The sequence below is a fragment of the Tenacibaculum insulae genome, assembly GCF_964512435.1.
GTDB lineage: Bacteria > Bacteroidota > Bacteroidia > Flavobacteriales > Flavobacteriaceae > Polaribacter > Polaribacter insulae_A.
In genome coordinates this window covers 1,286,381-1,300,608 of the sequence record NZ_OZ208512.1, presented here as the reverse complement: position 1 = coordinate 1,300,608, position 14,228 = coordinate 1,286,381, and the positions used below count along the sequence as shown (strand labels likewise).

At 30.5% G+C, this 14,228-nt stretch carries 14 protein-coding genes; 8 read left to right on the top strand and 6 right to left on the bottom strand.

What is annotated here, in order from left to right; all coding sequences use genetic code 11:
* Positions 1-79 precede the first annotated feature (79 nt).
* Genes ACN5J5_RS06015 through ACN5J5_RS06005 form a run of 3 tightly spaced genes read right to left on the bottom strand, consistent with a single transcriptional unit; the run spans position 80 to position 2,529 of the window.
* The gene (locus ACN5J5_RS06015) at positions 80-196 is read right to left on the bottom strand and encodes a FeoB-associated Cys-rich membrane protein (RefSeq protein WP_418646402.1); all 117 of its coding nucleotides are present in this window, start codon (positions 194-196) and stop codon (positions 80-82) included.
* Entirely contained in the window at positions 196-2,301 is a 2,106-nt protein-coding gene (gene feoB, locus ACN5J5_RS06010) for a ferrous iron transport protein B (RefSeq protein ID WP_418646401.1), read from the bottom strand. Before feoB ends, ACN5J5_RS06015 begins: the two co-directional genes overlap by 1 nt.
* A gap of 3 nt (positions 2,302-2,304) precedes the next feature.
* Positions 2,305-2,529 carry a FeoA family protein gene (locus tag ACN5J5_RS06005; RefSeq protein WP_418646400.1) on the bottom strand — a complete coding sequence of 75 codons (225 nt, stop codon included), beginning with the start codon at positions 2,527-2,529 and terminating at the stop codon, positions 2,305-2,307.
* Between the two features lie 124 nt (positions 2,530-2,653).
* On the opposite strand from ACN5J5_RS06005, the gene ACN5J5_RS06000 reads away from it, so the two are divergent.
* From ACN5J5_RS06000 to ACN5J5_RS05985, 4 genes are read left to right on the top strand one after another with little or no spacing between them, the layout of a single operon-like run.
* Entirely contained in the window at positions 2,654-3,805 is a 1,152-nt protein-coding gene (locus tag ACN5J5_RS06000; protein ID WP_418646399.1) for an ATP-binding protein, read from the top strand.
* Positions 3,806-3,807: 2 nt separating this feature from the next.
* Complete coding sequence (locus tag ACN5J5_RS05995) at positions 3,808-4,272, top strand: hypothetical protein (RefSeq protein WP_418646398.1); 465 nt, start codon at positions 3,808-3,810, stop codon at positions 4,270-4,272.
* A gap of 50 nt (positions 4,273-4,322) precedes the next feature.
* On the top strand, positions 4,323-5,735 hold the full coding sequence (locus tag ACN5J5_RS05990) for a sensor histidine kinase (RefSeq protein WP_418646397.1): 1,413 nt from the start codon (positions 4,323-4,325) through the stop codon (positions 5,733-5,735).
* 6 nt (positions 5,736-5,741) lie between these two features.
* Positions 5,742-6,524, top strand: a complete 783-nt coding sequence (locus ACN5J5_RS05985; RefSeq protein ID WP_418646396.1) for an enoyl-CoA hydratase/isomerase family protein — start codon at positions 5,742-5,744, stop codon at positions 6,522-6,524.
* Between the two features lie 192 nt (positions 6,525-6,716).
* Here ACN5J5_RS05985 and ACN5J5_RS05980 read toward each other — a convergent pair whose 3' ends face one another.
* Both ACN5J5_RS05980 and ACN5J5_RS05975 read right to left on the bottom strand, forming a co-directional pair.
* Positions 6,717-7,373: an HD domain-containing protein gene (locus ACN5J5_RS05980; RefSeq protein WP_418646395.1), complete on the bottom strand. Its 657-nt coding sequence runs from the start codon at positions 7,371-7,373 to the stop codon at positions 6,717-6,719.
* Between the two features lie 75 nt (positions 7,374-7,448).
* Entirely contained in the window at positions 7,449-8,456 is a 1,008-nt protein-coding gene (locus ACN5J5_RS05975) for an aspartate-semialdehyde dehydrogenase (RefSeq protein ID WP_418646394.1), read from the bottom strand.
* Between the two features lie 217 nt (positions 8,457-8,673).
* Here ACN5J5_RS05975 and ACN5J5_RS05970 point away from each other — a divergent pair, with 217 nt between their 5' ends.
* Genes ACN5J5_RS05970 through dinB form a run of 4 tightly spaced genes read left to right on the top strand, consistent with a single transcriptional unit; the run spans position 8,674 to position 12,316 of the window.
* Positions 8,674-9,705, top strand: coding sequence for a rhodanese-related sulfurtransferase (locus ACN5J5_RS05970; RefSeq protein WP_418646393.1), 1,032 nt, complete (start codon positions 8,674-8,676; stop codon positions 9,703-9,705).
* Positions 9,706-9,709: 4 nt separating this feature from the next.
* Positions 9,710-10,957 carry a peptidase U32 family protein gene (locus ACN5J5_RS05965; protein ID WP_418646392.1) on the top strand — a complete coding sequence of 416 codons (1,248 nt, stop codon included), beginning with the start codon at positions 9,710-9,712 and terminating at the stop codon, positions 10,955-10,957.
* Positions 10,957-11,187 (top strand): ferredoxin, encoded by a 231-nt coding sequence (locus ACN5J5_RS05960; RefSeq protein ID WP_418646391.1) that lies wholly within the window; start codon positions 10,957-10,959, stop codon positions 11,185-11,187. Before ACN5J5_RS05965 ends, ACN5J5_RS05960 begins: the two co-directional genes overlap by 1 nt.
* A 46-nt stretch (positions 11,188-11,233) precedes the next feature.
* The gene (dinB, locus tag ACN5J5_RS05955; protein ID WP_418646390.1) at positions 11,234-12,316 is read left to right on the top strand and encodes a DNA polymerase IV; all 1,083 of its coding nucleotides are present in this window, start codon (positions 11,234-11,236) and stop codon (positions 12,314-12,316) included.
* Here dinB and ACN5J5_RS05950 read toward each other — a convergent pair.
* Entirely contained in the window at positions 12,313-14,226 is a 1,914-nt protein-coding gene (locus ACN5J5_RS05950) for a tetratricopeptide repeat protein (RefSeq protein WP_418646389.1), read from the bottom strand. The two genes, dinB and ACN5J5_RS05950, sit on opposite strands and share 4 nt — an antisense overlap.
* Between the last annotated feature and the right edge of the window lie 2 nt (positions 14,227-14,228).

Here is a 14,228-nt window from a genome sequence, read left to right as displayed (position 1 = left end):
TAATAGTTTTACCAAATCAATTATAATACCACAAACATACATTATTTGTTAAATGTGTTATTAAAAAATACTGCTAATTTTAAGAACAATCACAATCGGTATGACATCCTTTATTTTTTTTCGACTTTAAAAAGAACTTTTTAATCAGAAAAAAAACAGCTAAAACTACAATTATATAAGTAATAATTTCTTGCATTAACTTAATATTTGATATGCTACAAAGGCCGATAAATAGGCTAAAATTCCCATACCTACCAATTGTACTACAGGCCATTTCCAGCTTTTAGTTTCTCGTTTAACAATCGCTAAAGTTGCCATACATTGCATTGCAAATGCGTAAAATAGCAATAAAGACATTCCAGTAGCAAAATTAAATCGTTTTTCGCCCGTTTCTTGATTTATCTCAGAAGCCATTTTTTCTTTAATTGTTGTAATATCTTCATCATCATTTTCAACACTATAAATAGTTGCCAATGTACCTATAAACACCTCTCTTGCAGCAAAAGAAGCGATTAAACCAATTCCTATTTTCCAATCATAACCTAAAGGTTTTACAACAGGTTCAATTGTTTTTCCTGCAATTCCGATATATGAATTTTCTAATTTTGCAGAAGCTATTTTTTGCGATAATTCATCTTTTGATAATTGTTGATTTGCCGTACTTTCTATCACATTTTTTTCAGCATTCTTAAATGACGATGGTCCGTGCGATGCTAAAAACCACAATACAATTGATATGGCTAAAATTATTTTTCCTGCTCCAAAAACAAATGCTTTTGTTTTTTCTAATACATCAAAAAATACATTTTTAGCAGACGGAAGTTTATAATTTGGCATTTCTACCACAAAAAACGATGTGTTTTTTATTTTTAATGTTTTATGTAAAATATACGCACCAATAATTGCAGCGCCAAAACCTAAAACATACAATCCTAATAAAGTTAAGCCTTGTAAACTTACAATTCCAAGTACTTTTGTGTCTGGAATTATCAACGCAATTAAAATTGCATATACTGGCAAACGTGCAGAACAAGTTGTGAATGGCGTTACTAAAATGGTAATTAAACGCTCTTTCCAACTAGAAATAGTTCGGGTTGCCATAATTGCTGGTATGGCACATGCAGTTCCTGAAATTAACGGAATTACACTTTTACCGCTCATTCCAAAACGACGCATTATTTTATCCATTAAAAAAACCACTCTACTCATATAACCCGTTTCTTCTAAAATGGCTATGAATAAAAATAAAATGGCTATTTGCGGAATAAAAATAATCACTCCGCCAATTCCTGGTATAATTCCGTCTGTTAACAAATCGGTAAGTTTCCCCGCAGGTAAATTAGCTTTAGTAAACTCAGCAATATTTGCAAATAAACCGTCTATTAAATCCATCGGTGTAGAAGCCCAATCGAAAACCGATTGAAAAATCAACAATAATAATCCGAAGAAAATAAAATAACCGAAAAATTTATGTGTAAAAACACGATCTAATTTCGATCGTAAATCGGTTGCTTTAGAAGCATCAACTTTATAGGTTTCTTTTAAAATTGAATTGATTTTTTGATAACGATAAATAGTTTCTTTATGCTGATATTTTTTTTGCTTGGTAATATCTTTCTCAAAAGATTGAAGCTGTTTTTTTTCATCATCAGAAAGTAAAGAAGTATGCTTTTTGGTAAGCATCATCCATAATTCGTATACCGAAAAGCTACTGCTTATTTCTGATAATTTATTAAAATATGCTGCCTCAATTTTGGTGGCAATTTCTTTAAAGTTAGAGTGTGTTTTTAACGACTTATAGCTTTCTATTGCTGTTTTTATATTATTTACTCCTTCGTTATTTCTAGCAGAAATTAAAACAACTTTTGTTTGTAATTCTTTTTCTAAACCCTCAATATCAATAGAAATTCCCTTACGTTTCATTTGATCGGCCATGTTTAAGGCTAAAATGGTAGGGATTTTTAAATCTTGAATTTGAGAAAACAGTAATAAGTTTCGTTTTAAATTTTCAACATCAGCAACTACAACAATTACATCTGGTTTTGCAGATTTTTTAACGTTTAATAGTGTTTTTAAAACAATACTTTCGTCTATTGATGTTGGATTAATACTGTAAGTTCCTGGCAAATCGGTAATAATTGCCGTAGTTTCTGTCGATATTTTACACGTTCCTTGTTTTTTATCAACAGTAACTCCTGGGTAGTTACCAACTTTTTGATTTAAACCTGTTAATTGATTAAAAAGTGAAGTTTTTCCGGTATTCGGATTTCCAATTAAAGCTACATTAATGTGTTTGCTCATCCGTTATATTTTCGTAATTACAATTTTACTTGCCGTTTCTTTTCGTATGGCTAAATGACTACCGTTTACACAAATGTAAACCGGATCTTTAAATGGTGCTATTTGCAATAATTTTACTTCCGTTCCAGGTAAACAACCCATTTCTAATAATTTTAAAGGAATAATATCTAAACATTCTTCTGATATAATTCCTCGCTCTCCTACATGTAAAGTTGCTATTGAATTCAAAATAATCAAGTATAAATTGGAAAGCAAAGATACTAAAATAGAACCATTCTAAACAGAACCAAATCAACAATCTCATCTTTCTTTTATTAATTGTTCAATGAAGTTGAAATCTTATATTTGTTGCATGACTTTCGATGAAATTATAGGGCAAGAACATATTAAAAAGCATTTACAGCAATCGGCAAAAAATAACCGAATACCGCACGCACAACTTTTTGTTGGTAAAGAAGGCGTTGGTACTTTGCCTATGGCAATTGCTTATGCCCAATATTTACTTTGTAGCTCGTCTAACAACAGCGAAGCATGTAATATAAAATGTAGTAAATTACAACATCCCGATTTGCATTTTGCTTTCCCGGTAACCACCAACGATTCGGTAAAAAAGCATCCTGTTAGTAATTTATTCTTGGCAGATTGGAGAACTTTTATCGAAAAGCAACCTTACGGAAGCTTATTTAACTGGTCGCAACATATTGGAGTAGAAAATAAACAAGGTCAGATTGGAGTAGATGAAGCCCAAGATATTGTTAAAAAACTACAACTAAAATCGTACGAAGGTGGTTTTAAAGTGATGATTATTTGGATGGCAGAAAAAATGAATATTGCTGCTTCTAATAAATTATTAAAGTTGATTGAAGAACCGCCAAGTAAAACGGTTTTTATTTTAATTACTGAAGATGAAGAGCAAATTATAAACACCATAAAATCTCGCTGTCAAGCCTTAAATTTCCCTTCTTTAAACGATGCTGATATTGCCAATACTTTGGTTAAAAACGAAAATGTTTTAGAAAATGAAGCGGTTAAAATAGCACATCAATCCGAAGGAAATTACAATAAAGCATTGCATATTTTAAACAACAATTCTAACGATTTAGTTTTTGAAGAATGGTTTATTATTTGGATTCGCGCTGCTTTTAAAGCCAAAGGAAATGCCGCTGTTATTCAAGATTTAATCGGTTGGTCTGAAACTATTGCAAAATCGGGAAGGGAAACGCAAAAACAATTTTTACAATATTGTTTACAGTTTTTTAGACAAGCTTTATTACTAAATTACGGAACACCTGATTTGGTTTTTTTAGAAACAAAATCTGCTAATTTTCAACTTTCAAAATTCGCTCCTTTTATTCACAGTGGTAATATTTTAACTATCGAAAAAGAAGTAAACGACGCGCAATATCATATAGAAAGAAACGGAAATGCTAAAATAATTTTACTAGATTTATCTATTAAACTAACGCGTTTATTACATACAAAGGAAGAAAAAATACAATCGTAATTATGAAAACAAAATATCTTCTTATTCTTATTTTCGGAATGCTTTTTGTTACTTGTAATCAAAAAGAAAAAAAGAATTTATCTGATTATATGGTTGGTAATTGGGAAACTACCTATTTAAAAATTAAAATGCCAACGGTAAATAAAACCGATAGCACATCTGTTTTTGAAGACAATTTCACCAATCCTAATGCTGGTAGAGCACAATCATCTTACAAAAAAGACGGTACATTTTCTGCTTGGTTTAAACAGCCTAATGGAAAAAAAGTTGACGAAACTAACGGTAAATGGAAAACCAAAAACGATAGTTTATTTATAAATTATATTTATTTAGGAAAACAAGTAAAAGCTTGGTATAAAATAAAACAATTAAAAAATGGTTTTAAAGGAACATCAATATCCGATTGGGATAATGATGGTAAATTTGATGATACACTAATTATGAAAACAAAAAAAATTAAACTGTAGGTTTGCCAAATATTAAAAGAATATCGTTACGAATTAGAATTTTTTTATCAATGATACTGCTAGTATTATTGGCATCTGTTTTAATTATAAGTGTTACCATTTATCAATACGGCGAGCAAACAGATGATTATAACAAATTGCGTTTTGCACGTAAAGAAGCCTCTACTAAAAACGATATTAAAATTGAGTTAAAACGTAGAACTACTTATCCGGTTATTACCAAAAATTTATCAAAAATTTTTCAAGATAGAATTTACGATATTGCTTACGTACATAAACTTACCATATCTATGTACGATATGGATGGTGTATTATTAAAATCGTCTATTCCTTATAATTTTGATAAAAAAGAAGGTAAAAATTTACCCAAGGAAACCATTAATAAGCTTGCAAATAACTCAAACCATAAACACACAGATAAAGATTATCAAGAAGGTGCTACTTATCAATCTTCATATACCTATATATATGATCCGCGTTTTAAACGAATAGGAATTTTACAAATACAAATTGCACAAGACAACGAAGAACAAGAGCACGAGTTACGCGAATTTATATCGCGTTTACTATTGGTGTACTTACTTATGTTTATCATTGCTATTTCGTTGGCCTATTTTTTATCAAGCTATATTACCAGGTCTATTCAAACAATTTCTCAAAAAATTAAAGAAACTCGCTTAAATAAACGGAATGAAAAAATTACGTTAAACTCAGCTAGTTCAGAAATAAATTCTTTAATTGATTCATACAATAATATGATTGATCAATTAGAAGAAAGTGCTGTAAAATTAGCGAAAAGCGAACGTGAACAAGCTTGGAGAGAAATGGCAAAACAAGTAGCGCACGAAATTAAAAACCCACTTACACCCATGCGCCTTTCTGTTCAAAGTTTTGAAAGACGATTTAATCCTGAAGCAGCAGATGTTAAAGAAAAATTAGCAGAATATAGCGAAACTCTTATTCAACAAATTGATGTAATGAGCTCTATTGCTTCTGCTTTTTCTGACTTTGCTAAAATGCCAACGCAACGTCGCGAAAAATTAAACGTGGTAAGCGTAGTAAAACATGCGCTCGATATTTTTACCGAAGATTACATCTACTATATTCCGCAAGAAACCGAATTATTTGCTCATTTAGATAAAACACAACTAATTAGAATTTTAACTAACTTAGTAAAAAACGCAACACAAGCCATTAAAGAAACCGATACAGCGCCTAGAATAGAAGTAAAAGTAACTTCTGACGGAAATAATGTAAAAATTACGGTTTCTGATAACGGAAAAGGAATTGCAAATAAAAACAAAGAACTAATTTTTGAACCTAAATTTACCACAAAAACAAGTGGAATGGGCTTAGGTTTAGCCATGATAAAAAACATAATTGAAGCGTATAATGGTTCTATCAACTTTACCTCAACAGAAGGAGTTGGAACTGTTTTTACCGTAATTTTACCTAAAACTTAATTAAAAATGAATTTTGAAAACATTTTAGTTGATATCTCTAAAGGATTAGCAACAATTACCATTAACAGACCTAAAAAATTAAATGCTTTAAACAGTTTTACAATTCAAGAACTAAGTACTGCTTTTGAAGATTTAGAAGACGATGAAAATGTAAAAGCAATTATTATTACCGGAAGCGGAGAGAAAGCTTTTGTAGCTGGTGCCGATATTTCTGAATTCGCAAATTTCTCTGTAGAAGAAGGAAGTAAATTGGCTAGATTAGGGCAAGAATCATTATTTAATTTAGTAGAAAATTTAGCTACGCCTGTAATTGCTGCCGTAAACGGTTTTGCTTTAGGTGGCGGATTAGAGTTAGCCATGGCTTGTCATTTCAGAATTGCTTCTGATAATGCTAAAATGGGATTACCTGAAGTATCATTAGGAGTAATTCCTAGTTATGGAGGTACACAACGTTTACCTCAATTAGTTGGTAAAGGAAAAGCTATGGAATTAATTATGACTGCTGGAATGGTTTCTGCTGAAGAAGCTAAAGAGTGGGGGTTAGTAAACCACGTTGTTTCTTTAGACGAATTATTACCTTTAGCAACAAAGATTGCTGGTAAAATAATGCGTAACTCATCTGTTGCAATTAGTGCTGCAATTAGAGCTGTAAACGATAATTTTAAAGATGGTGTAAATGGTTTTGAAACTGAAATTAATGAATTTGGAGATTGTTTTGGTACCGAAGATTTTAAAGAAGGTACTACCGCATTTTTAGAAAAAAGAAAACCTGTTTTTCCTGGAAAATAAAAGTCACCTAATAAAACGTAAAAAAGCATCTAGTTCTCTAGATGCTTTTTTAGTATTTAAGGGGATAATCTATTAATAAGGGGATTATTAATTACTGATGTAAATATATAATTTATCTTCAAAGAAAAGCGATATTTTTTATTTTTTTTTCAATAAAAATACACAAACAATACATTATTCTCTTAAAACACTCTATTTCAACCCATTCCATTCAGCATAAAATTGTTTTAAAAAATTTTCCATATAATTATGTCTTTCTAAAGCAATATTTTTTCCTGTTTTGGTATTCATTTTATCTTTTAAGAGTAACAATTTCTCATAAAAATGATTTATTGTTGGCGCGGTAGATTTTTTATACTCCTCTTTTGTCATATTTAAATTAGGTATTATTTCAGGATCATATAAAGCCCTATTTTTAAATCCCCCATAATTAAAACAACGTGCAATCCCTATTGCCCCAATAGCATCTAGTCTATCTGCATCTTGAATTACAGCCAACTCTGGTGAAGTAAATTTTTCTCCGTCTGATAAACTTGTTTTAAAAGATATAAATTGAATAATGTTTTCTATATGAACAATTACTTCTTCATTTACTCGCTGTTTCTCTAAAAACTCTCGTGCCAATTTTGGTCCAACTGTTTCATCTCCGTCATAAAATTTTGCATCAGCAATATCATGTAATAAAGCACCAATTGACACCATAAAAACATCCACTTTTTCATCTTTAGCTATTAACAATGCATTTTTATACACACGTTGTATATGAAACCAATCGTGTCCTCCTTCAGCGCCTTGTAGCGTTTTTTTTACAAACGCTATCGTATTTTCTATGATCTGTTTTTTATTCATACATCAAAAATAAAAAATCCTGTGCAAATTTGCACAGGATTATATTAAACGTGAGTTCGGTATAAAAATAACTTATTAAACTGTAACTACAGATTTAATCAAATTATTTGCCACTAAATACTCGGCTATTTGTATGGTATTTGTTGCTGCTCCTTTACGTAAGTTATCAGAAACAACCCAAAGATTTAACGTGTTTGCTTGCGATTCATCTCTACGGATTCTTCCAACAAAAACCTCATCTTTATTATGCGCTGTAATTGGCATTGGGTATAAGTTATTCGCTAAATCATCTTGAACAACAACTCCGTCTGTGTTATTTAAAATTTCACGAACTTCTTTTAAATCAAACTCATTTTTAAACTGTACATTTACTGCTTCTGAATGCCCACCTGCAGTAGGAATTCGAACTGCCGTTGCGGTTACAGAAAAAGAATCATCGCGTAAAATCTTTTTCGGTTCTTTTACCAATTTCATTTCCTCTTTAGTATATCCGTTTTCTAAAAAAACATCACAATGTGGTAACGCATTTCTTCCTATTTTATGCGGATACGCCATTTCGCCTTCAATACCAGCCTCTTCATTATCTAATTGCGCAACTGCTTTTACACCAGTTCCTGAAACGGATTGATAGGTAGAAATTACCACGCGTTTCATTGTATATTTTTTATGCAAAGGAGCCAAAGCCATCACTAATTGAATCGTAGAACAATTAGGGTTTGCAATAATCTTATCATCAATAGTTAATACATCACCATTAATTTCTGGAACTACTAATTTTTTAGTAGGATCCATTCTCCAAGCCGATGAATTATCAATAACCGTTGTACCAACTTCTGCAAATTTCGGAGCCCATTCTAACGACGTATCTCCACCAGCAGAAAACAATGCAACATCTGGTTTCATTGCTACTGCGGTTGCTAAAGTTACTACGGTATAATCGGTACCGTTATAATTTATTTTTTTTCCGGCAGAACGTTCTGAAGCAACAGGAATTAATTCTGTTATTTTAAAATTTCTTTCTGCTAATACTTTTAACATTACGTTTCCTACCATTCCGGTAGCGCCAACAACTGCAACTTTCATTTTTTTAACGTGTTACTAAAATTAATATATAATACAAAGGTTTAAAAAAATTGAATTAGTTGTATCTGTTTTTATTGATATTTTTAGTTAAAGTTTAAAAAATATCAAATTAATTCAAAAAGTATGTTTTTAAACAGTAAAACACAAAAAATCAGTACATTTGCATCGATTTTTTAGATAAATCAAATACATTTTGTAAAACTTAAAAAAGTATAGCATGCAACTGTACAACAAGTTAAGCGCAAAAGAACGCGCTGCATTAATTGATGAAGCGGGAAAAGACCGTTTAACCATATCATTCTATCAATATTACAAGATAGAAAATCCACAAATTTTTAGAGATAAATTATTTATCGAATGGAACGAGCTTGATGTTCTTGGTAGAACTTATGTTTCTTACGAAGGAATTAACGCACAAATTTCTGTTCCGGCAGAAAATTTCTTGCAATTAAAAGAACAACTAGATGCCATTTCTTTTTTAAAGGATATCCGTTTAAATGTTGCAGTTGAGCAAGACAATAAATCGTTTTTAAAACTAAAAGTAAAGGTTCGCAACAAAATTGTTGCCGATGGTTTAAATGACGAAACTTTTGATGTTACCAACAAAGGTGTACACTTAAATGCTAAAGAATTTAACGAAATGTTAGCAGATCCAAACACCGTTTGTGTAGATATGCGAAACCATTACGAAAGTGAAATTGGGCATTTTAATGGCGCTGTAACTCCAGATGTAGATACGTTTAGAGATTCGTTAGATATTATTGAAGAAGATTTAAAAGATAATAAAGAAGATAAAAATTTACTGATGTATTGTACTGGCGGGATTCGTTGTGAAAAAGCTTCTGCCTATTACAAACATAAAGGTTTTAAAAATGTTTTTCAGTTAGAAGGCGGAATTATAGAATACACTCGTCAGGTAAAAGATGAAGGAATTGAAAATAAATTTATTGGTAAAAATTTTGTTTTTGATCATCGTAGAGCTGAGCGTATTACTGATGATGTAGTTGCTAATTGTCACCAATGTGGTAAAGCTTGCGATACACATACAAATTGTGCTAACGAGGCGTGTCATTTATTATTTATTCAATGTAATGAATGTGCTGAAAAAACAGAAAACACTTGTTCTACTGATTGTCAAGAAATTATTCAATTGTCTTTTGAAGAGCAAAAAGAATTGCGAAAAGGAAAAGGAAATAGCAATAAAATCTTCAAAAAAGGAAGATCGGAAGTCTTAAAATTTAAAAAATAAGCAGATGCAAAAGATTGAATTAATGGCACCTGCCGGAAATTTTGAATCGTTACAAGCTGCATTAGACAACGGTTGCGATTCTATTTATTTTGGCGTTGAACAATTAAATATGAGAGCTCGAGCATCTATCAATTTTACGTTGGATGACTTGACAGAAATTTCGAAACGTTGTTCCGAAAAAAATGTACGAACGTATTTAACTTTAAATACCATTGTGTACGATCATGATTTATCCATTGTAAAAACACTAATAACAAAGGCAAAAGAAGCAAATATTACCGCGGTAATTGCCATGGATCAAGCAGTGATTTCTATGGCGCGAGCTGCACAAATGGAAGTCCATATTTCTACACAAATAAACATTACCAATATAGAAACGGTAAAGTTTTATGCCATGTTTGCAGATACTATTGTGCTAAGTAGAGAGCTTTCTTTACGTCAGGTAAAAAAAATTACCGAACAAATAATCAAAGAAGAAATTAAAGGTCCTGCAGGGCGTTTATTGGAAATAGAAATATTTGGTCACGGAGCGTTATGTATGGCGGTTTCTGGAAAATGTTACATGAGTTTACATTCACATAATTCATCAGCAAACAGAGGCGCTTGCAAACAAAATTGTCGTAAAAAATATACTGTTATTGATCAAGAATCTGGTTTTGAAATGGAACTAGATAACGAATACATCATGTCTCCTAAAGACTTATGCACGATTGATTTTTTAGATCAAGTTGCCGATGCTGGAATTAAAGTTTTAAAGATTGAAGGACGTGGAAGAGCGCCAGAATATGTTGCCAAAGTAATTAAATGTTACCGCGATGCGATTGATAGTTTAGCAAATGGAACTTACGACAAAGAAAAGGTAATTTCTTGGATGCAAGAATTAGAAAAAGTATACAATCGTGGTTTTTGGAATGGTTATTATTTAGGACAAAAACTTGGTGAATGGAGCAAAGAACCTGGTTCGCACGCTACACAAAAGAAAGTATATTTAGGTAAAGGAGTACATTATTTTCAGAAAGCAAAAATTGGCGAATTTAAAATTGAAGCTTACGATGTAACTATTGGCGATACTATTTTAATTACTGGCCCCACAACTGGTGCACAAGAAATGGAATTGAAAGAAATGTTTGTAAACGATACTCCTGCTAAAAAAGCAACCAAAGGAGATGAAGTTACCATGAAGTTAGATTTTAAAATACGCTCTTCAGATAAGTTGTATAAAATTGTTAAAACAGAATTTGCAGCACAATAATGGTAGTAATTACCTTACAAAGAAAAAAATGTATCGGTTGTAACTACTGTGTAGAAGTTGCACCGATGCAATTTCAGATGTCTAAAAAAGATGGTAAATCGGTTTTACTGCACGCTACTGAAAAAAAAGGTTTTTTTACGGTAAAATCACACGATGAAACTATTTTTGAAGCTTCTAACGAAGCCAAAAAAGCGTGTCCTGTAAATATTATTGAAGTAAAACAAGTTTAAAATTAAAAGAAGCATGCTTTTTAAGAGTTTTTTTTAATTTTACCACATGCAACTACAACCTCCATATCGTAAAATTATTCATGTTGACATGGATGCGTTTTATGCTTCGGTAGAGCAATTAGATAATCCTGAATTACGAAACAAACCCGTTGCTGTTGGTGGCAATGAAATACGTGGTGTTGTTTCGGCTGCAAGTTATGAAGCTCGAAAATTCGGAGTGCGATCTGCAATGAGCGGTGTATTGGCTAAAAAAAAATGTCCACATTTAATTTTTGTTCCTCCACGGTTTGATAGATATAAAGAAATATCCTCTAAAATTAGAGCTATCTTTTATGATTATACCGATTTAGTTGAACCGCTTTCTTTAGATGAAGCTTATTTAGATGTTACCGAAAACAAAAAAAGTAATTTATCTGCCAGTTTAATTGCTCAAGAAATTCGGAATCGTATTTGGAATGAATTAGAATTAAGAGCATCCGCAGGAATATCAATTAATAAATTTGTTGCTAAAATTGCTTCGGATATTAATAAACCTAACGGGCAAAAAACGATAAATCCAGAAGAGGTAATTCCTTTTTTAGAAGAATTATCTGTAAATAAATTTTATGGTGTAGGTAAAGTTACTGCTGCCAAAATGCACAATTTGGGTATTTTTAAGGGAATAGATTTAAAGAAAAAATCACTTGAAGAACTCTCGATTTTATTTGGTAAATCGGGCTTGCATTATTACAATATTGTAAGAGGAATTCACAATAGCAAGGTTAAACCAAATCGGGTTAGAAAATCGATTGCAGCCGAAACTACTTTTAATGAAAATTTATCTTCTGAAATTTTCATGTTAAAACAACTTGAAAAGATTGCAGTAGTATTAGAACGTAGAATGCAAAGATCTAACACAAAAGGAAAAACGATAACGTTAAAGATAAAATATAGCGATTTTACACAACAAACAAGAAGTAAAACCATTAACCACTACGTTCAAGAAAAAAAGGCTTTTTATCCTATTGTAAAAGACTTATTATACCAAGATTCTTTAAAAAATTCTGTGCGTTTACTTGGTATTTCGTTTAGTAATTTAAATACAGAAAAAAAAGATCCTGTATGGGTTCAGTTAAAATTTAACTTTTAAACAATTGGTATTTTTATAGATACTTTTGTTCCTTTCGGATTACCATCTACATCTAACAAATCAGTATACGTTAACGAATAACTACTTTGAAATTGCGCTGAAAAATTATGCAACCTTTCTTTTGTTAAATCTATACCTATCGATTTTCTATTTAATGATTTTCCACTCTTTATTCTAAAAGCTTCTTCACGACCTACTCCGTTATCTACAATATCTATTTGAATAAATTCATCTGATAATTTATCAACAGATAAATTAACTTTTTTACTTCCTTTTTTTGAAGATAAACCATGCCAAATCGCGTTTTCTAAAAACGGTTGCAATACTAAAGGCGGAATTTTAATTACTCCTAAATTAAGATTAGAGTTTATTTTTTCTTGATATGATATTTCGTTCGAAAAACGTATGTTTTCAATACTCATATATAAATCCATAGTTTTTAGTTCTTCTTCTAAACTTACTTCTTTTACTGTAGAAGATTCTAAGATATTACGGACCAGTTTTGCGAACTTATTTAAGTAACGAACCGCATTTTTTTGCTCGTTATTTATAATATATAGTTTTATCGAATTTAACGCATTGAAAACAAAATGAGGATTCATTTGAATACGTAAAGCATCTTGTTCTAAAAGTAATATTTGTTTATCGTTTTTTAATAAACGTTGCCTGTAAATAGAGTATAATAGCACTCCAAATAAAGCGATAGAAACTAAGGCTATTATTAAAATATTTCTATTTCTTAATAATTTTAACTTAGCAATTTCTGTTTCTTTTGCTAAATGTTTTAACTTATTGCTACTTACCTCACTATCATATTTACTGATAAGGCTATTTATATAGCGATTATTTTTGGCTTCAAAACTCTTTTTATCAAGTTCAATTGCTTTTTTATAAAAATCTAAAGCTACTTTATTATTTCCTTTTTTTAAATTTAATTCAGAAAAATGCTTATAAATCATGCTTAAACTAGAAAGCATATTATTTTCTTCTCCTATTTTAAGCGCTTTATTTAAATACCTCTCAGCCTCATCATTTTTATTTACTTTTATTAATACAGAAGCTAAAGTATCATAAACCTCTATTAAATAATCTTTCTTCCCATTTTTTTCTAAAGAAACCACCGCTTTGGTAATAAACTTATATGCCTCTTCGTAATTTCCTTTTTTAATTAAAATATTTGCAATACTATTGTTAGACAGCCCTTGCCCCAAAATATCTTCATTAATTGTGTTATATCTTAATGACTTTTGATAATTATCCAATGCTAAATCCAACTTATTTAAACTCTCATACGCATAACCAATATTCTGATAACTAATAGCCAACCCTACCTTATCATCTATCTCCTTATCAATAGCAATTGATTCATTAAATTTATCTAAAGCCCTTTCGTATTGTTTTAATTCTAAATAAATATCTCCTATACAATTAACTGCAATACTCTTACTTGTTTTTATGTTATTAGTTGGAGCGTTTATTTTAGAAATAAGCTCTAATGATTCTTGAAAATAGTTTAAAGCTTGCCTAACCTTATCTTCTCTTTTATAAATAACACCTATTTGATTTAATGTTACAATTTCGGCATCTATATTACTTATATCTTTAGCCTTAACTAAAGATTTGCTGTAAACTTCAATAGCCTTATCGTATTCTTTTAAATCTCTATATAATAGTCCTTGCGAATTTTTCGCATATATTTCGCCTAAAACATAGTTACCTTCTTTACTTTTTTCTAAAAGTGAGTTTATTTGATTAGCGGTAAATCGAACTTTTTTAAAATGCTTTTTAAGTTTAAAATAGTTGGTTTCTTTTTTATTTAAAGCATCTAATATTAAACTATCAATATTTTGTTGAGAAAAACAAATGTTTGTTAATAGAGAAAATAACAGTAATGTAAAAAGGTTTTTCATTT

What these genes read in the sequence shown, in the direction of transcription:
- ACN5J5_RS05965 (WP_418646392.1), top strand. Translation starts at nt 9,710, where the DNA reads ATGCAAAAGATTGAATTAATGGCACCTGCCGGAAATTTTGAATCGTTA.
- dinB (WP_418646390.1), top strand. Translation starts at nt 11,234, where the DNA reads ATGCAACTACAACCTCCATATCGTAAAATTATTCATGTTGACATGGAT.
- ACN5J5_RS05995 (WP_418646398.1), top strand. Translation starts at nt 3,808, where the DNA reads ATGAAAACAAAATATCTTCTTATTCTTATTTTCGGAATGCTTTTTGTT.
- ACN5J5_RS05950 (WP_418646389.1), bottom strand. Translation starts at nt 14,226, where the DNA reads ATGAAAAACCTTTTTACATTACTGTTATTTTCTCTATTAACAAACATT.
- ACN5J5_RS05990 (WP_418646397.1), top strand. Translation starts at nt 4,323, where the DNA reads ATGATACTGCTAGTATTATTGGCATCTGTTTTAATTATAAGTGTTACC.
- ACN5J5_RS05985 (WP_418646396.1), top strand. Translation starts at nt 5,742, where the DNA reads ATGAATTTTGAAAACATTTTAGTTGATATCTCTAAAGGATTAGCAACA.
- ACN5J5_RS06000 (WP_418646399.1), top strand. Translation starts at nt 2,654, where the DNA reads ATGACTTTCGATGAAATTATAGGGCAAGAACATATTAAAAAGCATTTA.
- ACN5J5_RS05975 (WP_418646394.1), bottom strand. Translation starts at nt 8,456, where the DNA reads ATGAAAGTTGCAGTTGTTGGCGCTACCGGAATGGTAGGAAACGTAATG.
- feoB (WP_418646401.1), bottom strand. Translation starts at nt 2,301, where the DNA reads ATGAGCAAACACATTAATGTAGCTTTAATTGGAAATCCGAATACCGGA.
- ACN5J5_RS05980 (WP_418646395.1), bottom strand. Translation starts at nt 7,373, where the DNA reads ATGAATAAAAAACAGATCATAGAAAATACGATAGCGTTTGTAAAAAAA.
- ACN5J5_RS06015 (WP_418646402.1), bottom strand. Translation starts at nt 196, where the DNA reads ATGCAAGAAATTATTACTTATATAATTGTAGTTTTAGCTGTTTTTTTT.
- ACN5J5_RS05970 (WP_418646393.1), top strand. Translation starts at nt 8,674, where the DNA reads ATGCAACTGTACAACAAGTTAAGCGCAAAAGAACGCGCTGCATTAATT.
- ACN5J5_RS05960 (WP_418646391.1), top strand. Translation starts at nt 10,957, where the DNA reads ATGGTAGTAATTACCTTACAAAGAAAAAAATGTATCGGTTGTAACTAC.